This window comes from Halobacillus shinanisalinarum (assembly GCF_022919835.1).
GTDB lineage: Bacteria > Bacillota > Bacilli > Bacillales > Halobacillaceae > Halobacillus_A > Halobacillus_A shinanisalinarum.
In genome coordinates this window covers 4,308,741-4,329,940 of sequence record NZ_CP095074.1, presented here as the reverse complement: position 1 = coordinate 4,329,940, position 21,200 = coordinate 4,308,741, and the positions used below count along the sequence as shown (strand labels likewise).

The window sequence follows — 21,200 nt, the reverse complement described above, 5'->3', positions numbered from 1 at the left end:
ATCTTTTCTCCATAATAGCATATCTAATGGCTTCTTATATCGAACGGCGCTTCATTAGCCATAAGAAATATGGAGCACCAATTAATGCAACTAAGATCCCTGATGGAATTTCATTCGGTGCGAGCAACGTTCGGCTAAATAAATCAGCTATAACAAGTAGAAGACCGCCGATAAGCATCGTTACAGGCAGCAGTTTTTGGTTGGCACTGCCGACTAGCAACCTGGCAAAGTGGGGAGCAATTAATCCGACAAAGCCGATTGATCCTACCGCCGCTACACTACAAGCAGCTAATAACGTAGCGAGTAAGGCCATTTGGAAGCGCACAGACGAAACACCAAGACCTAACCCCTTAGCCGTTTCGTCTCCCAAGGAAAGAACGTCTAACGTTTTAATATGAAAAGCTAGAATTGGAATGAACAAGATTACAGGCCAAATAAGAAATTGCAACAGTTCCGGCCATCCTCTAGCATATGTGGTGCCAGATAACCACGTTAACGCCGAAGCTACTCCCATATCAGCTTGAACGACTAAAATTTGTATAATCGCAGATCCAAATGCCGAGATCCCAATCCCTAATAAAGCTAATGTAGTAGGATGGAAATTGGCTTTCGCTCCAAGCCCCATAACAAGGAGGAAGAACACAAAGGCCCCGGCCATTGCACCGACAGGAATCCAGACAGCAGAAACACTAAACACATACATCGTTGTCAGTGCACCTACTCCCGCACCTGAGGTAATCCCAATTACCGACGGATCAGCCAAAGGATTTCTCAGTACACCCTGGAAAATCAAACCGCTTACAGCTAGAATAGCCCCACTAAATAAGGCTACCATGGACCGCGGCAATCTCAATTCCAGGATAAAATTACGAATAAACTCGTTGGCATCTCCAAACAAAGCATTTATCGTCAGTAACGGTTCGAATCCATAATTACCTGAAGACATACTAACAAATATAGTTATTAGAATAACTATACTTAATACAGGTATTAATTTTGCTAAGGATAGATTGGTTGCAGCTTTACCTGCCAAAATTGTTCCGTTTTCCTCTGTGTTTTTATCATTTTTCATACGTAGAACAAGCCAGATTAACCACGGAGAACCTACGAGTGCTGTAATCGCACCTACCGGTAATTCTGCAAAGGAAGGGTCGATCACCCTAGCCATTACGTCAGCCAACAGCAGGACATTTCCACCCCATATAAATGAACCAATGATTAATGGAATATGTGAGCGATATCCTATCAATTTAATAATATGCGGAGCTACAAGACCTACAAATCCAATTGGACCGACGATACTCACCGTCACAGACGTTAGCAATACAGCAGCTAGAGTCGTGATTAATTTTACTGTACGAACGTTTTGACCTAACGCGGTAGCCACATCATCTCCGAGTGTTAAGGTATCAAGTTTACCGGCATAAACAAGTAAAAGGAGGACAGATAGTAAGATAAACGGTAAGGAAAATTGAACACCATTCCAATCATTTTGAACGAGTGTTCCAGACCCCCATAGGAATAATCCCTGCACTTCATTTTCATAGAAAATTTGCAAGACTGATGTTAATGAAGAAAATAGGAAAGTTACAATCATTCCCGCCAATACCATGCGTACAGGGGTTGCATTCCCTGCACCAGATAATAAGTAAACAAGTAAGAATGTAAGGACACCGCCAAGAAAAGCTGCAGCAATACCGTTAGCAAACATAGCAAACGGAAAAAAAATGGTTGTCACAATAACAGCAAAATATGTACCTGAATGTATGCCAAGTGTACTTGCTGAGGAGAGCGGATTCTTCGTTACGGTTTGCAGGACGACACCAGAGACCGCAAGTGCCCCTCCTGCAAGGATCCCCATAACGGCACGTGGCAGCCGCAGTATCCGAACGGTATGATGTTCTAATGTATCCTTAGGGCTAAACACAGCCTCCATAACCATCCCAAACGGAATGGATACATTTCCTTGATTAATATGTATAAAGGTTAAAACACATAATAATGCAGCCCCACCCCCAAAAGTAAGAGCTCCCATTAATGTATGCTTCATAAAACGATTCATAAAATCACTACTCTCTATTAAAAGCGGATCAAGGTGGTTAGAGGCGACCGCATAAGCAAAAACCCGTACATGAGCCCTAAGAGGTCAAGACGGGGTTTCACTTACATAACAAATAGATCTAATGAGCCAACCTCTATTTCTCTACCATTGATGTTACGATTTGTTCTGCTAAAACTTGCGCTGATAGTGGACCACCGAATGTCCATGTACTGCCTGGAAGCTGGTATGTTCGATTCTCTTTCACAAATGCCAAGTCCTCCCATACCGGATTCCCAGCAAGCTGCTCACTAAAGATGTTGTCTTCCTCTTGAACGATATAAAAGAAATGGGCATCTTGGTAATTCTGTAATGTTTCCACCGTCGTTTGAGTGTATCCATAGATCTCAAGTTTATCTGACTCAAAAGCATTGGTCATCCCCATGTTCTTCATAACATGTGCGACCATGGAATTATCTGTGAAAAGCCTCAATGTCGGTGTGTTTTGAGAAGTAAATGCCTGTGTAATAACATAATTAATATCTGTATAACCTGCCTCTTCAAGACGAGCTTGTTGGTCTTCAAATGTTTGTTTCATGTTACTTAATACTTCTTCGGCTTTTGCTTCTTTATCTACAATTTTTGCTACTTTATTAAATTCATCGATCATACTTTGATATTGGTTTTGAGCACTCTCCTCTGAATATGGGGCAAACATGACTGTCGGCGCAATATCCTTTAACTGATCGGCGATCTGTTCATGACGGAATTTCGCGCCGATTATTAAATCTGGATCCAGCCTTGCAATAGCTTCAAGGTTTGGTTCAGCACGAGTCCCTACATTTTTCACTTTATCGCTGAAAGGAATCCCCACATCCACCCAGTCCCCATATTGATCAAGACCGGCAACCCCAACAGGTTCCATACCTAAGGCTTGAAGGTCTTCTGCATAAGTCCACTCTAAAACTACCACTTTCTTAGGTGTTCCTTCAATAGTTTGCTCTCCCATAGCATCTTCAATCTGCACAGAACGAGTATCTTCATTTGATTTAGATTCAGTATTTTCTTCTTTGCCGGGGCTCTCATCTCCCCCACTGCAAGCTGTTAACACCGTAAGTATGAATAGTAAAAATGCCACCAAGTATTTTTTCATCTCTCTCCATCCTTTCTCTATTTTCTCGTATTTGTGATCGGATTTATCATGAACGCATTAAGAAAGCTTATGTATCAACTGTCATCCAGTCTTACTGCCAATTCACGGTAAACCTTTTTCATAAATCACCTAACACAAATGATAAAGATTATCATTATCACTAATATTTATAATACCTAAGCCTCACACTTGTGTCAATGACGAGTTAATCCCCAATTAGTTTATCAAAAGTAAGACTTAATATTAGTACCTGGTGTTATATTTATTGACAGACAGCCTCTCTACTTGCTACTCTTAAGTAACTACGGATGCTGGTATATGTTACTTGCTCCCGGTTTCGTGCAAAGGAGAATTCTATGGAGGACTTACATTCATATGGCTGGTATGCCAAACGAGTAGCAAAATATATGCCTAAAGGCGTTTTCAAACCTGTTCCTAAACGATTATGGGGCGGGTTAGCCTATTTAGCTATTGTCATTGCTGGAGTATTGTCTATTAGTTTATTTCACTGGCATCCACTCTTCTACTTGCCTATTTCCCTCATTTTAGGTGCAAGCTTTGCTGGAATGGGATTTCTGGGACATGAAATCTTACATGGTACTGTTGTTAAAAAGGCTTGGATACGCGACCTTCTAGGTGCCATCGCATTTTGGCCGCTTAGTACTGGGCCTAAGCTTTGGAGAAAGTGGCATAATTTGAACCACCACATCCACACACAACACGAAGAAAATGACCCAGACTCGTGGCCGACATTAGAACGTCTGAGCAGATCCAAGATGATTCGCTGGATCTATAAATTACCGCTATTTATCCGAGCATTTTTCGCATTTGCTTCCCTTGCAATCCAGTTCACAGCACACTCACTTAAAATGTTTTTCGCTTACATTAAAGATTTCAAGCCAAAGAAACAGCCTGAAGTTTGGCTGCAAATGATTCTGCCATGGGCTAGCTGGATCGGCCTGCTCTTACTAATTGGCTGGGAAAAGTGGTTATTCGCCTTTTTTATCCCACTACTCATTGCTAATTTAATTGTTATGGGGTATATCTCGACGAATCACCGTTTAAATCCTCTCGTACCCGTAAATGACCCGTTAGCCAACAGTTTAAGTGTAACTGTCCCAAAATGGGTGGATTATATCCACTTTAATTTTTCCTACCATACGGAACACCACCTGTTTCCTGGTATGAGTTCGAAACATTATCCATTAGTTAAACATCATATTAAGCGGTTGTGGCCTGACCGTTATCACGAAATGGCAATGGGGAAAGCACTTGTTGCTCTCTGGAAAACACCTAGGCCTTATTTTGACAACAGGGAACTCATTGATCCATCACAAGGAAACCTATACGGATCACTTGGTAACGGATTAAACCCTGAGCAGATTAAACCTAAAAAATAGATAAATAATACGTCACTGTCTCAACCTTGTTGAGGCAGTTTTTTATTTAACTGAATGAATTTCATAATTTAAGTCCCTTGTGCCCCGGGGGATTCGAAATCTAAATAAGGAAGTACCTCCCCAAATCTAGTCAAGTAGGAAATTTGAAATCATTTTTATTAGGTAAGGGCAGTGATCTTTCGAGATATGTTTCCGTTTCCTTGGATGGAGAAGGAGGTCCGGGAAATCACTTGCTTTCCGTAGGCATGCGCTGAGCCTCCTTGTGTTTGTGGAAAGAACGGAAACACTCCAGGTTCACAAGTCACCCAAAACGACAGAAGACTTCTTATCAGAGAGCTGAAAATCTCTTTGTGACGCGGTTATTATGCCACATCATGATGGATGAAACATAGGAGACTCATTCAGAATGCGAATGGCTCCGTTCATCACTAAACAGGTGGGGTCTGAGGAAACGGCGAGATCCCGGAAGGCTTCGCCTGAGGAGGCTTGCTGTTTAGAGAATGTTCGGCTAAAACCTAATAGAGGAAGTTCAACTAAGTTCGGCACGTCCTGGGACATCAGGAAAGTGAGTCGTCCCCCCCCCCGAGCCCTCATACTGTAACGGATCTAAGTGTCTCGGAGCTGAGTCTTCAGGATAAGGGGGCGATGTGAAGCAACATGGATAGAAAGTGATCAAACTTCTTTATAAAACGGAAACTAAAATCTGCTGGATAAGAATCCATTTTGAACCTTTTCGAAAAAAGAACCATATATTCTGCCAGTCTTTGGCGTTTTAAAAAGAGCAATTATGAAATTGCTTCAACTATAGAAGCATTAAAAAGAACGCCACTCAAAGCTAAATGCTCCAAGTGGCGCTTTGTTACCTAAACCATTACCATTCTTTTTGCCAAAGCCAGTTGTTGTACGTGTGGTAGCCGAGAGACGTCCATATTTCCCCCGCTAATGACAACACCGCATTTCTTCCCAGCTAAAGCTAATTTATTCGTTAAAATGGCTGCAAGACCCGTTGCTCCTGCTCCTTCAACTAATGTTTTTTCCCTTTCTAGCAGTTGAACGATGGCACTCGCAATTTGCTGTTCCTCTACAGTTACGATTTCATCAACATATTTCTTAATATAATGGAAGGTTAATTTTCCATGCTGCTTCACAGCGATCCCATCCGCAATCGTGGATACGGAAGTAAGTTTCCTTGGACCACGCTTATAAAACGCATTGTACGTTGCCGGTGCTTGAGCAGATTGCACACCTACAACTTTAATCGTAGGCTTTAATTGTTTGGCTGCATAGGCAATCCCGGCAATTAAGCCGCCACCGCCAATCGGTACTACAAGCGTATCAAGGTCAGGCTGTTCTTGAAGCATTTCGACAGCGACCGTTGCCTGCCCTGCCATAACATCGACATCATCAAAGGGGTGGATAAAGGTGGCCCCGCAAAGTTTCTGTTCTTCCATTGCTGCCGCATACGCTTCTTGAAAAGATTCACCAGTAAGAACTGTCTCGGCTCCATAGGCCTCCGTTGCCTGCACTTTTGCTTTGGGCGTAGCTTCTGGCATAAATATTTTTGCTTGGATTCCACGTTTAGCAGCAGCTAGGGCTACACCCTGCGCATGATTTCCAGCTGATGCAGCAATGACCCCACACCGTGCTTCTTGCTCTGTCAATTGGGCAACTTTAAAGGACGCACCTCTAACTTTAAAAGCCCCTGTCTTTTGTTGGTTCTCCATCTTCATGAACACCTGACTGGCTGTCGATTGATTAAATGTTTCAGAGGTTTTAAACGGTGTTTGATGAACCACATCGTATAAATGTTCTTTAGCTTCAAAAACTTTAGGTAGGGTTAAGAAATTCCCAACGTCTTCACTCCTTAAGATGAATTATTTAGCTTGCTGTGTTTCGTATCGTTCAATGGCTTCAGCATAGTTCAGCGTTACAGATATTTCATCCCAGCCGTTTAGCAGCATATTTTTGTGATAGGGTTGAATATCGAAAGCTGCTTGTAAACCATTGTCACTTTTTACTTGCTGATTCTCTAAATCAACATGTACTCTAAGCTTTTCCTCTTTTGCCTGATCTAAAAGCTCATTTACTTGTTCCTTAGGCAATACGATAGGCAGAATTCCGTTTTTAAAGCAGTTGTTGTAAAAAATATCAGCAAAACTCGTTGCGATCACGACTCTAAATCCGTAATCCTGTATCGCCCATGGCGCGTGTTCTCTTGAAGAACCACAACCGAAATTTTCACCGCCAACCAAGACGGTCGCTTCTTTATACATCGGATCATTCATCGAAAAATCTTCGCGCAATGTTCCATCATCATTAAAGCGCCAGTTGTAGAAAAGGAACTGTCCAAACCCCTGCCGTTCAATTCTTTTCAAAAATTGCTTCGGAATAATTTGGTCTGTATCCACATTGGACCGATCGAGGGGATAGATTAATCCCTCGTGTTGCTGAAATGGTTCCATACATTACCCTCCTACTGCTGCAGCATATTTTCTTACATCGACAAAGTAGCCTTCAAGAGCGGCGGCGGCTGCCATTTCAGGGCTAACAAGATGTGTGCGTGCCCCATTTCCTTGCCGGCCTTCGAAATTACGGTTTGAAGTTGATGCACAGCGCTCACCCGGTGGTACAATATCATCATTCATTGCCAGGCACATGCTGCAACCTGCATCGCGCCACTCAAATCCAGCAGTTAGGAAGATGGTATCAAGCCCTTCCGCTTCGGCTTGATCCTTCACTGTTTTCGATCCGGGTACAACCATTGCCCTGACATTTTCATTCACTTTGCCACCCTTAACAATGTGGGCAGCTTTTCTTAGATCACTCAGTCTTGAATTGGTACAGGAGCCGATGAATACATGCTCAATTGGAATTGACTGAATAGCCTGGTTAGCTTCGAGCCCCATATAATCGAGAGCCCGCTCTATGCTATCACGTTCTTGAGCATCATCAAGTACAGTTGGATCTGGAGTAGAGGCCCCAACAGGAAGACCTTGAGAAGGGTTCGTTCCCCAAGTGACTTGGGGTTCTACCTCAGCTGCATTAATCTCAACGGATGCATCATACGTTGCACCTGGGTCAGAGGCCAACGATTTCCATTCAGCAGCAACAGCTTCAAACTCCTCCCCGTCTGGCACATAACGTTTTCCTTTTAAATAATCCACAGTCGTATCATCAGGGCTGATCAATCCTGCCCTGGCTCCAGCTTCAATGGACATGTTACAAATCGTCATACGTTCTTCCATTGACAAGTTCTCGATTGCCTCACCTGTATACTCAATAACATATCCCGTACCAAAGCGAACACCAAATTTAGCAATAATCGCTAGAATGAGATCTTTTGCTGTCACACCAGTTCCCAGAACGCCGTCCACCTTCACCTCCAATGTTTTAGGAGAGGCTTGCCAAAGGGATTGGGTGGCTAAAACATGTTCCACTTCACTCGTGCCGATTCCAAAAGCAAGTGCCCCAAAAGCACCGTGTGTCGATGTATGGCTGTCACCGCACACAATCGTTTTCCCAGGCTGGGTTAATCCAAGCTCAGGTCCAATCACGTGAACAATCCCCTGGTCAGGATGATTAATATCCGCAAGACGAATACCGAACTCCTCACAGTTTTCCTTCAATGTTTCCATTTGCTTTTGTGCAACAGCATCTTTAATAACGTTACGATGAACCGTAGGAACGTTATGATCCATCGTTGCATACGTTCGATCTGGCCTGCGGACCTTACGTTCACTCATTCGCAAGCCTTCAAACGCTTGGGGAGAAGTCACTTCATGAATCAAATGCAAATCAATATAGATTAAGTCCGGCTTCTCCTGTTCCTGATGCACCACGTGCTGCTCCCAAATCTTTTCAACGATCGTCTTCGGTTGCCCCATATGCGTCTCTCCTTCCCTCAGTTATGCGTAGCACCACATGATGTTTTCGGTCGTATCATGTGAACTCATTTGTTCAGATACTTTTTTCGCAAGCACACTTCCACTGACTTGCACCCCGTCTGTTAGATTAAGATCCGCTGTATGATACTTCTCTTCTAATACTTTGTTAACGGCGGCCTCAATCAGTTCCGCTTCGCCATTCATTTGGAAAGAATGGCGAAGCATCATGGCCGCTGATAAAATGGCGGCAAGTGGGTTCGCTTTATTCTGACCTGCAATATCCGGAGCCGATCCATGAACCGGCTCATATAAACCAAGTCCATCTTGGCGGATACTTGCTGAAGGCAGCATCCCAAGCGAACCAGTCAGAACAGAAGCCTCATCGCTCAAAATATCACCAAACATATTCTCTGTCACAATGACATCAAAATAGGCCGGATTCGTGACAAGCTTCATTGCTGCGGCATCAACAAGCATGTGCTCCACATGGACATCAGGGTAATCCTGTTTCTTTTCTTCAACTACTTCTCTCCACATACGGCTTGATTCAAGCACATTGGCTTTATCAACCGAAGTCAGATGGTTACGTCGCACTTGAGCACTTTGAAAGGCCTTGTCGATGATTCGCTCCATTTCAGCTCGTGTATAGGCAAGTGTATCCACCACTTCAGCCCCGTTGTTTCGTCGCTCACGAGGTTCACCGAAATAAAGCCCGCCAGTCAACTCCCTGACAATTAGCAAATCACTTCCAGCCACAACCTCCTCCTTCAAAGGAGACGCATGTAGTAGAGATTTAAAGCCTTTTACAGGTCTAAGATTTGCGAACAGTCCGAGCTGTTTACGAATTCCTAGCAGCCCTTTCTCAGGACGCATATGGCTAGGAAGTTGATCCCACTTTGGACCACCGACAGCTCCGAGTAAGATCCCATCCGCTTTCTTACAAGCCGCAACCGTATCTTCCGGAAGAGGGGTGCCCTGGTTGTCAATGGCTGCCCCGCCAATTTCATGCGTTTCAAATGTGAAGCTATGACCAAACTGTTCTGCAATTGTTTCAAGAACACCTTTAGCCGCTTTCGTTACTTCAGGGCCAATTCCGTCCCCAGGCAATAGTACGATATGCTTCTTCATACAAATCCCCCTCCTATTTATTGAACTTCTTTAATTCGTTCAACTTGATCACTATACAATGTTCGGTTCACTGCATTTAAGAATGCATGTGCTGAAGCTTCCAACACATCTTGAGCCGATCCGCGTCCTGAAGCCATTTGATCGTTGACAGTCAGTTGTACATAAACCTCAGCGAGAGCATCTCTCCCTTTACCAATCGAGCTTAGCTGATAATCTTGCAAGTGTACTTCTTCATCTAACAGCTCATCAAGCGTGTTATATATCGCTTCGACACTTCCTTCGCCGGTACTCGCTTTCTCCACTTCATTTCCATCAGGGCGTGTAAGCAAAATCGTGGCAGTTGGACGGTTGATACTTCCATATTGAACTTGGAATGCTTTTAATTCGTATTTCGCAACATCTTCATTTTCGGTTTGTTTATCGGTAAGAATGGCAAACAAATCAGCATCTGTCACTTCTTTCTTCTTGCCCGTCAAATCTTTGAAAGTGTGAAAGGCTTCTTTCAGTTTCGCTTCAGACAATTGAAAACCGAATGATTCTGCTTTTTGCATAAAGGCATGACGTCCAGAGTGCTTCCCTAGTACGAGATTGTTGGAATCGATACCAACCATTTTCGGTGTAATGATTTCGTACGTAGTCGCTTCCTTTAAAACCCCATCCTGATGAATGCCAGACTCATGGGCAAATGCATTTCGACCAACAACTGCTTTATTACCTGGCACTTGCATCCCAGTCAATTTGCTGACGAGGTCACTCGTTCTTTTAATTTCATTTAAGACCATTCCTGTTTGATAGGTGTATTTATCTTTTCGGATCTCAAGAGCCACCGCAATTTCCTCAAGGGAAGCATTGCCGGCCCGTTCACCAATTCCGTTGATGGTTCCTTCGATTTGGCCAACCCCTGCTTCAATTGCAGCTAGCGAATTACTAACCGCCATTCCTAAATCATCATGACAATGGGCTGAAAGCGTAACTTGATCAATATTCCTCACATTCTGTTTCACATATTTAAAAAGTTCAGCGTATTCCTCCGGTGTTGCATAGCCCACTGTATCCGGAAGGTTGATTACATCAGCACCTGCATCAATTACCTTTTCAATAATATGGGCAAGAAAATCATAATCAGACCGAGTGGCATCTTCAGCTGACCATTGGACATACGGAAATTTTTCTTTAGCATAAGCAACCATTTCTACCGCAGTTGTCACCACTTCATCTGGTGTCTTTTTTAGTTTGTGGGTCATGTGAATCGGTGAAGTAGCAAGGAAAATGTGCAATCTCGGCTCTGCACCACCTTTTAACGCTTCCCATGCTGTATCGATATCGCTTTTAAAAGTTCGGGCCAGGGCGGTTACAGAACAGTTACGGACTGTATTAGCAATTTCTTTAACCGCTTCAAAGTCTTCTTGGGAGGAAGCGGGAAATCCCGCTTCCATAATATCCACACCTAAGCGTTCCAATTGTTTGGCAATCTCAATCTTTTCTAAACGATTCAAATTGACGCCAGCAGATTGTTCTCCATCTCTTAGCGTTGTATCGAATACGTTAACGTGAGCCATGTGTGACCACTTCCTTTTCTTTAGATTGAGATTTCTTAACAAATGGCATTAACTCTCGTAACTCTTTCCCTACCTTCTCGATCTGATGTTTGTTTTCACTTGCATTGATCGCATTAAACTCTGGGCGATTCGCCTGATTTTCAAGGATCCATCCTTTAGCAAACTTTCCTGTTTGGATATCTGAAAGTACATCTTTCATACGAGCCTTCGTGTCTTCGTTTACGACGCGTGGCCCTGATACGAAATCACCCCATTGCGCTGTGTCAGAGATGGAATAACGCATGCCTTCAAGTCCGCCTTCATACATAAGGTCTACAATCAGCTTCAGCTCGTGCATGCATTCAAAGTAAGCAACTTCTGGCTGGTAACCCGCTTCTGTAAGGGTTTCGAATCCAGATTTAACGAGACTTGTAAGACCTCCACATAGGACAGCTTGCTCACCGAACAAATCTGTTTCGGTTTCTTCCTGGAATGTTGTTTCAAGAACACCAGCGCGGCCGCTGCCAATCCCTTTCGCATAGGCAAGAGCTACTTCGCGGGCTGAGCCTGTTACATCTTGCTCGACACCGAACAGGGATGGTACGCCGGCACCTTCCACAAATGTGCGTCGTACAAGATGTCCCGGGCCTTTTGGTGCTACAAGAAATACATCAACATTGTCTGGTGCTACCACTTGACTGAAATGAACATTAAATCCATGAGCAAAAGCGAGTGCAGCTCCTGCCTTAAGATTCGGTTTGATTTGTTCTTCATACACTTTCGGCTGATGCTCATCTGGAAGCAAGACCATGACAACATCTGCTTCAGCAACGGCATCGGCAACATTTTTAACATCAACTCCATCTTCCACGGCTTGATCCCAAGACTTCCCTTTTCTCAAGCCAACAACAACATCATAGCCGCTATCCTTCAAGTTCCGTGCATGAGCATGACCTTGAGAGCCATAACCTACAACCGCAACCTTTTTGTTTTTTAGTACCTCATCTTTGATATCATTGTGATAGTAAACTTCTGCCATTTTTAATCATCCTTCCAATTTTTATTTTAGTAAAGAGTAAGATTTAATCTCTGCTACTTGTTTTTGATGGCCTCTTGTAAAGGCGGTTAATCCTGTTCTTGCCAGCTCCTTAATGCCGTAAGGCCGGAGCAGGTCAATCAATGCATCGACTTTATCTGAGTTTCCAGTAACTTGAATCGTCATGCTTTCTCTGCTTACATCAATGACTGTAGCTCGAAATGGCTCAATAATGCTTTGAATTTCACTGCGAATTTGCGGGTTGCTGATTACTTTCACCATCGCTAATTCCCGAGCCACGATTGCTTTTTCCGAAATATCCGAGACTTTTAATACATCAACCTGTTTGTTAAGCTGTTTCGTCAATTGCTCAAGTTTTCGTTCATCTTCAACATCTACGACGAAGGTCATTTTTGATACGCCTTCTGTTTCGGTGCGGCCAACAGAAATGCTTTCGATATTAAATTGCCGCTTCGCAAGCAAACCTGTCACTCGATTTAATACACCGCTTCGATTGTGAACGATTGCTGTGACAATACGTTTCATCGTTTCACCCCGATCATTTCATGCAGCCCTTTTCCTGGTGCAATCATTGGATAAACATTTTCTTCTTGCATCACTCGACAGTCAATCACCGCTGGATGCGGATCATTTAAAACGCTTGGGAGGACCTCCTCCAATTGTTTCGGCGAGTCAATTCGATAGCCTGGAATTTGATAACTTTCAGCAAGCTTCACAAAATCCGGCTGGGTTTCGATTAAGGAATGGGAATATCGTTTATCATAAAAACTTTCCTGCCATTGCCTTACCATACCTAGAGCTTGGTTATTGACGATGACAACTTTTACTGGCAATTTCCTTTCCTGAAGGAGTGAAAGTTCCTGCATCGTCATCTGAAACCCACCATCACCGACAATAGCTATTACCTTTGCCTCGGGATCGGCTATTTGTGCGCCAATCGCAGATGGGAAACCAAAGCCCATCGTGCCAAGGCCTCCTGAAGTTACCCAACGATTAGGCTGGTGAAAGCTATAATACTGAGCGGCCCACATTTGGTGCTGGCCCACATCAGTTGTCACGATTGAATCACCATTTGTATATTCATGAACTTTCTTCATTAACCACTGTGGTGAAATATCCGTTTCATAATCAACATGCCATAAAGGAAATTCCCCTTTATTCTTTTGAGTGGTTTCAAGCCATTCACGGTGATCAAGCTGATCTGAAGCAAATTGATTTAGTGCTTCTAACGCCGCCTTTGCATCGGAAACGATCGGAATATCTGTTAAAACATTCTTACCGATTTCTGCCGGGTCAATATCTACATGGGCTACTTTCGCTTTCGGGGCAAAATGTTGTAAATTTCCGGTCAGTCTGTCGTCAAACCGTGCCCCGATATTAATTAGGAGATCACTTTCATACAGCGCCATATTTGCTGTATAAGTTCCATGCATTCCCGCCATACCTATTGAAAGACGGTCACTCCCAGGGAAGCTTCCTAATCCAAGTAATGTTGTCGCAACAGGCAGCTCATAATTCTGAACAAACTGTTTAAGCTCCTGTGATCCTTTTGCATGGATCACACCCGCTCCAGCTAATACCACCGGCTTTTTCGCTTGTAATAGTGCCTCATGCAATTTTCTAATTTGAAGTGGATTAGGATTCACAGTCGGTTGGTAGCCCGGTAAATGAAAGCTTGAATCCACTTCTGATTCGTGTACGGTTGATGAAATATCTTTTGGAATATCTACAACCACCGGCCCTGGGCGCCCCGTTGTTGCAATATGAAAGGCTTCCTTTACGACTCTTGGCAAATCTTCAATTCGCTGAACCTGGTAATTATGCTTCGTAATGGGTGTCGTGATCCCCATCACATCTGACTCCTGAAAAGCATCTGTTCCGATGACTCCTTTGGCTACTTGCCCTGTGAAAATGACTACAGGCAAGGAGTCCATCATTGCATCCGCAATACCTGTAATTAAGTTCGTAGCCCCGGGCCCTGAAGTACCGATCACGACGCCTGGTCTCCCGGATACTCTCGCGTACCCTTCAGCCGCATGAATTGCACCTTGCTCATGCCGCGGCAATATATGATCAAACGATTCTCCTGCTCGGTAAATCGCGTCATAAATCGGCAGTACCGCTCCTCCAGGATATCCAAATAACGTGTCAACACCTTGGTCGATCAATGAATCCACTAACAAATCAGCTCCCGTGCGTGGTGCTGTCTTCATTTTTTGAGTTGCTTCAGCCTTCATAAATTTTAATCCCTCCTAAATTGACATATAAAAAGACCTCTTCATCCCTCCTATCTTCTACACATGCTGGTAGAAAGAAAGAGGGGCGAAAAGGTCTTCATTGTTCCACGGTACCACCCTCATTTACGTACATAAGTACGCCTCAGGGAGCCATAAAATTCAGGCTCGCATTTTGATAACAGGTGCTTTGGAACACCTGATCCCACCTACTTGAAAAGGAATCGTTCAGTTGGGACACTCAAGGATGATGTCGAAATAAGTAGCCATTCCGGGCTTCCAGCAACCCCGGCTCTCTGTAAAGGCATTTTCTTATTTCTTTTTTCCTGTCTTAGAGTTTGTATGATTCAATTGTTATTCAACAAATTCTAACTTACTTGCACTTTGTCTTTAGATGGGTAAACTTGCACTCCATCCGTTGTTGTAATTTTTCTAAACTCTGAAAGTAAATGGCTCGTAATAACGCCGGGTTTTCCATCGCCAACCTGCCTTTGATCAACTTCGACTACGGCAATTACTTCAGCTGCTGTTCCTGTTAAAAAGACTTCATCTGCCACATACACATCATGTCTCGTGAACGGTTCCTGTTTCATTTCGTATCCTTTTTCCTCAGCAAGGTCGATAATTGCATTGCGAGTAATTCCTTCTAGAGCACCGAGATAAACAGGAGGCGTATAGATTGTTCCGTTTTTTACGATAAAAATGTTATCTGCTGATCCCTCAGTCACATATCCTTGATCATTTAGCATCAGGGCTTCATCCACACCTGCTTGATTGGCTTCCATTTTTACTAAAATATTATTTAAATAATTTAATGATTTCACTTGAGGAGGAAGTATATCGGGTCTGTTTCTTCTACTTGAAGCAGATGCCAGCCTAACTCCTCGTTCATATAATTCTTTAGGAAATAAAGCAAGTGCTTCAGCAATGACAACCACACGCGGCTCAATGCAACTGGTCGGATCTAAGCCAAGATTGCCTGCGCCTCTTGAAACAACGACACGAATGTAAGCCGTCTCAAGTTGGTTTTTGCGGACTGTTTCAGCAATAATCTGCTCAAGCTCCTCCTTTTCATATGGAATGTGAAGCATGATCGACTTTGCTGAATCATAGAGACGATTTAAATGTTCTTCCAGTTTAAAAATGTTGCCGTCGTAAACACGAATACCTTCGAACACCCCATCTCCATAGAGGAAACCATGATCGTAAACGGAAACAACGGCTTCACTTTTGTCGACATATTCGCCACTTAAATAAATCCACTGGCTGCTCATTCTAAGCACTCCTTTCTTTAACATAGTCATGTTTAAAATTGATAAAGATTTAAAATAATTTGGGGGACCCTGTGTAAGGTAAACTTCCTACATTTTCAGGGTCCAAAGGTCAGTCTTCTACATGAATCAACTAGACGCAATCATTAGGGTATTGGAGAAAGCGATGAAGTTGATTGAGGACTACTTTAACCCCATTTTCGAAGAAGGTCAACAGGTTTTTAAAAAGTTTTCTGACTTATTTGATTATTCAATTTTAAAGTGAAGCGTTTACATTCAAGCCATGAAAAGGATTCCGACATATTTATTTCTTTAGTTTTTTTCTTATTTATCTCTAGAATGCAGACTAGGAAAGATTTTTCTACTGGATTCGGCTATCACTTATTTTGACTTGGAATCTATCCAAATCATCGAGTGATTTTTTCTAATTTCGAAAAAAATCACCCGCCCATTGCGAGTGACCATCTATTCCTCATTTTTATCTGATTTTGAATATCCCAGACGCTTGTTTACGATTTCGAACAAACCTGTTCCTGACAACCCTGCACCAACTCCTGCCCAAATTCTGAGCATAGTTCCCATATCCGTGAATGGGAACGCGGCAACACCTGCTAATAATCCAATCCCCATGCTGATTAGCGGAATATAATTTTTAGGTAATCGAAACGCTTTTTTTACTACCTCTACAACTCCAAACACAAATGGACTAATGACGGTAGCAAATAGAAGAACCTGCTGCATCATTTCACTTTCCACAATTAGCTTCCTCTCATGAACTTTATTAATAACGATAAGCTTAAGCAGACATTTGCACTGCCTTCTACCTATCATCCATATCCTATTCTGAGAGTTTGCCGTATGTACATCGATTTGCCCTATTTTTCACGGTACATTGTAACCATAATAATATCCTCTATCATGGCAACACTAAACAGTAAATCGAATGATTTGAGGTGTTGTAATGGCGCGTAAACAAAGGCAATATACTGATTTCTCAAATGTAGAAACACAAAGGAACTTCTTGACAGTTGAAGAGTTTGTGGAAGGGCCTTATGGATCCCCAGGAGGAGAGACGGAACCTGTTGAAAATAAAGAAACACCCTGGGAAGACGGTCAGCAGTTCTATACCAACTTCACCTATGAGAACCGTAATCTTCACCAGGATATGCCAAGACAAGTTCCTGGTGCTCACCCAACGCATGATGAAAAAGGCAAGGATACTGAACAGCCTTACGAGGACGCCCCTAATTCGCCAAACACGTAAAATGCATTCCGATTTACAAGAGGGTAAAAGCCCTCTTACATAGACCCTCTTCTGTTATCTCCCCATAAACTTTACATTCGTATGAGAGGTAAAAGTCCTGGAACCATAGCAGAAAAATACCCCTCTCTTAATAGGGCAGATCACATAATCAGTACAGTACAATTCGTTCAACTTGGATTAACTTTCGTTGGATTTATCTTTTACGGTTCCTTTATTTTTCTTCCATGGGGGATCCCCGTAGTGATGTAATATTTGATTTGCCTTAACTATTATTATAGGAATCACAAAAGAGAGTATGGTGCAAAACAAGATCATATTGATTGGAAAACGTCCCATAATATTATCCCACATTTAATAACCCCCTTATTTTTATCACCTTTCTGTCTCAATGACAGAGCCTTCACTTCTTATAACAGCATCTGTTTGAACAGTGATGGTGCTTTTGGCAAAATAATTCTCTCCTGCATCCCAGTCACCCTTTATGGACTGCCATAAATCATAATCACTTCTTTTTATATAACGTCCAAAATCAAAGGCGTCAACTTGTAAATCCTTATGCATCTTTTCTATGGAGACATTTGCCAAACGATTGAGTTCTTCTTCTACTTTTTTTTCAACCATAGAAATATTAGTTGGATCCGTATAGTCGATATTTGCAAATGACTCCGCTATCTTTCCTTCTGTTTCAATGGTGATGGTAAATTGAATATCGTCTTTTCCTTTTACTTTTGCTTTAATCTTCGCTTTTGCACGTCTAATTTCGTAAACAACAGAGGAATCCTGAACATTGACGGTTATCGCCCCGCCCTCTACCTGTCCTTTTATTAAATTTAACCCCCTGGTCTCTTCCTCACTAAGAACATCCACCATTTTGTGGGAAGATCCATGATATACAGCTGCTCTTTCTATCTTAGGTTTGTTTTGTTTAGACATAGATATGACTGGAATGGCTATGCTTCTTTCTACTAGCAAATACTCATGCACGTCTCCAATTTGTAATGGCGGAGCGATAGCCACATTTTTGTGTGCATTCTCTGTAACTGAATCAATGTGCACGGCGGGTAACTTTTCGGTTGTTGATTTGAAATCAAGGACATTTTTAGCTTTATCAGACGCGACCAGCACTTTAACAGTTCTCCGCATTTCGTGATCACGCAGGAAAACGTCAAGAATATTAGCAAAGGCATGGGGCTTTTTGGCAACTTCACTTGATATTACGATCAATTGAAGATGTCCAAGATATGGTGTTCGACTCGTTTTGGTTGCCATTCCTCTAGTTATATCAAAAATATTGCTTCCATGGGCCGTAACATTAAAGAAAGGTTTTTGCTGCCCTCCTTGCCCTTGGGACTTCACTCCTATCTCCCCAGGTGCCACGAATTGATAAGTCAGAGCAAAAGAACTATCTCTTTTTGTTTGAGTAGATAGATCCCCAGATTCCGAAAGATCAATAGCCGTTCCAATGACAAAACCTCGGCGCTCAATTTGTACCTGATCCCAGCATCCTGTCAGCAATACGAGCGATAAACAAGATAAAAATAAATAAATGCTTTTCTTACCCATCCCCTTTAACCCTCCTGATTTTTGCCACGATTAGTAATATGGTTGGAATAAATATGGATATGATGATGCCCAAATAACCAATAATCTCACTTAACTGAACGACGTGTAATCGACCTTGTGGTATCATACTAACCAAGTAAATTACAGGCGCTAATATAAGAATGAAGGTGATTTTTTTCACGTTCTTAAAAAGAGAGTTTAAAGCCATAACGGAGACATCAAAAAAAACGATTGATGTTGTAAAGAGGGACATCACCCATATAGTAAAGAAGACTATTTCCAGCCGTTCAAAAAAGCCCCCCGGAACCTCAACCACCTTTGCTAATTCGTTTGTAGGGTATGTGAGGTTAGCGGCTACGTCATTTGAAAGCACCCCAATGGCTGCTATATAAAGAATTATATATAAGATGACTGGAACAAGCATACCGATCATTCCGGCTTTCGGTGCCTTTTTAGGCTGATTCATTAAACTAGTGTAGAATAACAGAACTCCCCACCCCATAAAAGACAAGAGAGTAGATTTTGTTCCGTTCACGTATCCCGTCCAATTTGTTTTGAAGATAGGCATAAGATGGTTTACATCAATCAGTGGAATCGTCATTAACAGCACAATAATTAAAATGCCAATCATGATCGGTAAAAACAACTGATGTAAACGGAACAACGCCGCTCTGGATCCTGCAACTGCATACGTGACTACAAGAAGAAAAACAAACGATAATACTTCTTTAGGTGTCGATGCGAATAAATATTCTTGGGATAGAGTAGCGACGAATCGTATTTCATAAGCAGCAAATAACAGAAAATAGAAGGCCATAGATGCTGTGGTGATAAAAGCAAGCGGTTTTGAAATTAGTAAGGAACTATAGTCAAAAAAAGTTTGCTTTGGGAAGCGGGCAGCCAGTGTAGCGACTAACCAAGTGAAAAAGACCGCAAGCCCTCCCCCTAAGAGGATTGTGACCCAGCCATCTGCATTATCTGTGACTCCTGATAAGACACGAGGAAGTGAAAGAACTCCAGCACCAATCACAACAGAGGGGATAACAAATCCAACTTCATTACCGCCAATCTCCTCATCTGCGTATTCAAATGAATTCATGATTTGTCCTCCTTGTCGATGCGTTTTTCGTCCTCTGTCTGCAGGAACTTAGGCCTTCTGTTCATCATAGTAATCGGAACGCGTAAGACCAGGTCTTTCCAATCCCCCTTAAATGCTGGAGCAAAGGGAGTAGAATAAGGAATCCCGAAACTTTTTAAGTTGACAATATGAATATTGACCATGATGTACGCAAGAATAATCCCATAGAGACCAAAGAAAGCCGCCGCAATCATAAAGCCGAAACGCAACATCCGAATCGAAATCGCAAAACTATAGCTAGGTAAAGAGAAGGAAGCGATTGCTGTAACGGCCACAATAATTACCATAACTGGGCTTACGATCCCAGCGGATACAGCTGCCTCTCCAATTACGAGTCCACCTACAATCCCAATGGTTTGTCCAATCGGTTTAGGCAAGCGGATACCAGCCTCCCGTAAGAGCTCCATGGTAATTTCCATCAATAAAGCCTCGATCACTGCAGGAAAAGGAAGCCCCTCTCGTGTCGCTGCAATCGAAAATGCCAATTTAGATGGGATTAACCCCGGGTGGTAGGAAACGAGTGCGATATATAAAGCAGGTAAGAAAACGGCAAGAAAGGCTGCAAAATACCTCAAGACACGCAAAAGACTTCCAATCATCCAGCGTTCATAATAATCTTCGGGTGAATGCATCATAGACCCAAAAGTGGCAGGAGCAATCAAGACAAAGGGAGTTCCATCTAATATGATTGCAATTTTCCCTTCTGTCAGTGCTGCAGCTACTTTATCTGGCCGCTCTGTATTTTGCATCTGAGGAAAAGGCGATAAGAAGTTATCCTCAATCCATTGTTCGATGTAGCCAGACTCTGGGGCATCATCTACATCAATTGTCTCAAGTCTTCTGTTGACCTCTTTTAACAAATTCGGATGAACAACACCATCAATGTAAGAGACTATTAAACTTTTCCTTGATCGTCGTCCAATTTGATACGATTTAAATCGTAAGTTTGCGTCACGAATTCGCCGACGGAGTAGCATCGTATTGGTACGAATGTTTTCTGTAAAGCCGTCCCTAGGTCCACGAATTGTTCCCTCGCTTACTGGCTCTTCAATGTTTCTGCTTTTCCAATTCTTCGTATCTATAAGTAATAATTGGTCTATTCCATCTACGAAGAGAGCGGTGTCCCCAGAAAGAATAGCTAGAGATAAATCATCCAATGTTTTGACCTTTTTTACGTTGCTGATTGAAATAAATTGTCGAGATAACTTATCAAGTAAAGCCGCATCTGACTGCACCGACGATTTATCAACTTCCTCTAGTTCAATTTGAAGATTTTTCATAATTTCATCATTAATTACCTTTGTATCTGTTAACCCATCTATATAAACAATAGCGCATGTATGGCCGTTTTCGCCGATGGCAAATTTCCTTGTAACAAGATCATCTGGTTGATCCAAGATTTTCTTAATATTCTCGATGTTTAGTTCAAGGCTGTTATATAATCCAGTGGTAAAATTTTCTTGGCCCTGATTATTTTGCTTTTTTCTTTTAGGTGATCGAAAAAACATAGACAACCCTCCCTCACATAATAG

At 42.5% G+C, this 21,200-nt stretch carries 18 protein-coding genes; 2 read left to right on the top strand and 16 right to left on the bottom strand.

All coding sequences use genetic code 11. The annotated features are described in order from the left end of the window. Positions 1–34: 34 nt before the first annotated feature. Complete coding sequence (locus MUO14_RS21440; RefSeq protein WP_244752538.1) at positions 35–2,062, bottom strand: iron ABC transporter permease; 2,028 nt, start codon at positions 2,060–2,062, stop codon at positions 35–37. Between the two features lie 133 nt (positions 2,063–2,195). Further along, positions 2,196–3,191 (bottom strand): ABC transporter substrate-binding protein, encoded by a 996-nt coding sequence (locus MUO14_RS21435; RefSeq protein WP_244752537.1) that lies wholly within the window; start codon positions 3,189–3,191, stop codon positions 2,196–2,198. A 356-nt stretch (positions 3,192–3,547) separates the two neighbouring features. On the opposite strand from MUO14_RS21435, the gene MUO14_RS21430 reads away from it, so the two are divergent. Beyond that, positions 3,548–4,591, top strand: coding sequence for a Delta(10) desaturase DesB (locus MUO14_RS21430; RefSeq protein ID WP_244752536.1), 1,044 nt, complete (start codon positions 3,548–3,550; stop codon positions 4,589–4,591). Positions 4,592–5,454: 863 nt separating this feature from the next. On the opposite strand, the gene ilvA is transcribed toward MUO14_RS21430, so the two are convergent. The 10 genes from ilvA to MUO14_RS21380 all read right to left on the bottom strand — a co-directional run bounded on the left by ilvA (position 5,455) and on the right by MUO14_RS21380 (position 16,459). Then, a complete protein-coding gene (gene ilvA, locus MUO14_RS21425) occupies positions 5,455–6,462 on the bottom strand; it encodes a threonine ammonia-lyase (RefSeq protein WP_244755716.1) in 1,008 nt (335 codons plus the stop codon). A gap of 3 nt (positions 6,463–6,465) precedes the next feature. After that, the gene (gene leuD, locus MUO14_RS21420; protein ID WP_244752535.1) at positions 6,466–7,053 is read right to left on the bottom strand and encodes a 3-isopropylmalate dehydratase small subunit; all 588 of its coding nucleotides are present in this window, start codon (positions 7,051–7,053) and stop codon (positions 6,466–6,468) included. Positions 7,054–7,056: 3 nt separating this feature from the next. Then, positions 7,057–8,475 carry a 3-isopropylmalate dehydratase large subunit gene (gene leuC, locus MUO14_RS21415; protein WP_244752534.1) on the bottom strand — a complete coding sequence of 473 codons (1,419 nt, stop codon included), beginning with the start codon at positions 8,473–8,475 and terminating at the stop codon, positions 7,057–7,059. Positions 8,476–8,496: 21 nt separating this feature from the next. Beyond that, entirely contained in the window at positions 8,497–9,603 is a 1,107-nt protein-coding gene (gene leuB / locus MUO14_RS21410) for a 3-isopropylmalate dehydrogenase (protein ID WP_244752533.1), read from the bottom strand. 17 nt (positions 9,604–9,620) lie between these two features. Next, a complete protein-coding gene (locus MUO14_RS21405; protein WP_244752532.1) occupies positions 9,621–11,162 on the bottom strand; it encodes a 2-isopropylmalate synthase in 1,542 nt (513 codons plus the stop codon). Continuing rightward, entirely contained in the window at positions 11,149–12,180 is a 1,032-nt protein-coding gene (gene ilvC, locus MUO14_RS21400; RefSeq protein WP_244752531.1) for a ketol-acid reductoisomerase, read from the bottom strand. Before ilvC ends, MUO14_RS21405 begins: the two co-directional genes overlap by 14 nt. Before the next feature lie 21 nt (positions 12,181–12,201). Next, positions 12,202–12,723, bottom strand: a complete 522-nt coding sequence (ilvN, locus tag MUO14_RS21395) for an acetolactate synthase small subunit (protein WP_244752530.1) — start codon at positions 12,721–12,723, stop codon at positions 12,202–12,204. Continuing rightward, positions 12,720–14,435 (bottom strand): biosynthetic-type acetolactate synthase large subunit, encoded by a 1,716-nt coding sequence (ilvB, locus tag MUO14_RS21390; protein ID WP_244752529.1) that lies wholly within the window; start codon positions 14,433–14,435, stop codon positions 12,720–12,722. Before ilvB ends, ilvN begins: the two co-directional genes overlap by 4 nt. 365 nt (positions 14,436–14,800) lie before the next feature. Then, positions 14,801–15,706, bottom strand: coding sequence for a branched-chain-amino-acid transaminase (gene ilvE, locus MUO14_RS21385; protein WP_244752528.1), 906 nt, complete (start codon positions 15,704–15,706; stop codon positions 14,801–14,803). Positions 15,707–16,168: 462 nt separating this feature from the next. Further along, entirely contained in the window at positions 16,169–16,459 is a 291-nt protein-coding gene (locus MUO14_RS21380; RefSeq protein WP_396265743.1) for a holin, read from the bottom strand. 205 nt (positions 16,460–16,664) lie between these two features. Between MUO14_RS21380 and MUO14_RS21375 the strand changes: the two genes are divergently transcribed. Further along, the gene (locus MUO14_RS21375) at positions 16,665–16,967 is read left to right on the top strand and encodes a hypothetical protein (RefSeq protein WP_244752527.1); all 303 of its coding nucleotides are present in this window, start codon (positions 16,665–16,667) and stop codon (positions 16,965–16,967) included. A gap of 177 nt (positions 16,968–17,144) precedes the next feature. On the opposite strand, the gene MUO14_RS21370 is transcribed toward MUO14_RS21375, so the two are convergent. From MUO14_RS21370 to MUO14_RS21355, 4 genes are read right to left on the bottom strand one after another with little or no spacing between them, the layout of a single operon-like run. Next, positions 17,145–17,318, bottom strand: coding sequence for a hypothetical protein (locus MUO14_RS21370; RefSeq protein WP_244752526.1), 174 nt, complete (start codon positions 17,316–17,318; stop codon positions 17,145–17,147). Between the two features lie 21 nt (positions 17,319–17,339). After that, positions 17,340–18,530 (bottom strand): Ger(x)C family spore germination protein, encoded by a 1,191-nt coding sequence (locus MUO14_RS21365; RefSeq protein ID WP_244752525.1) that lies wholly within the window; start codon positions 18,528–18,530, stop codon positions 17,340–17,342. Further along, positions 18,523–19,629 (bottom strand): GerAB/ArcD/ProY family transporter, encoded by a 1,107-nt coding sequence (locus tag MUO14_RS21360; protein WP_244752524.1) that lies wholly within the window; start codon positions 19,627–19,629, stop codon positions 18,523–18,525. The genes MUO14_RS21365 and MUO14_RS21360 overlap by 8 nt, the downstream gene beginning before the upstream one ends. Continuing rightward, positions 19,626–21,176 (bottom strand): spore germination protein, encoded by a 1,551-nt coding sequence (locus tag MUO14_RS21355; protein WP_244752523.1) that lies wholly within the window; start codon positions 21,174–21,176, stop codon positions 19,626–19,628. Before MUO14_RS21355 ends, MUO14_RS21360 begins: the two co-directional genes overlap by 4 nt. Positions 21,177–21,200 lie beyond the last annotated feature (24 nt).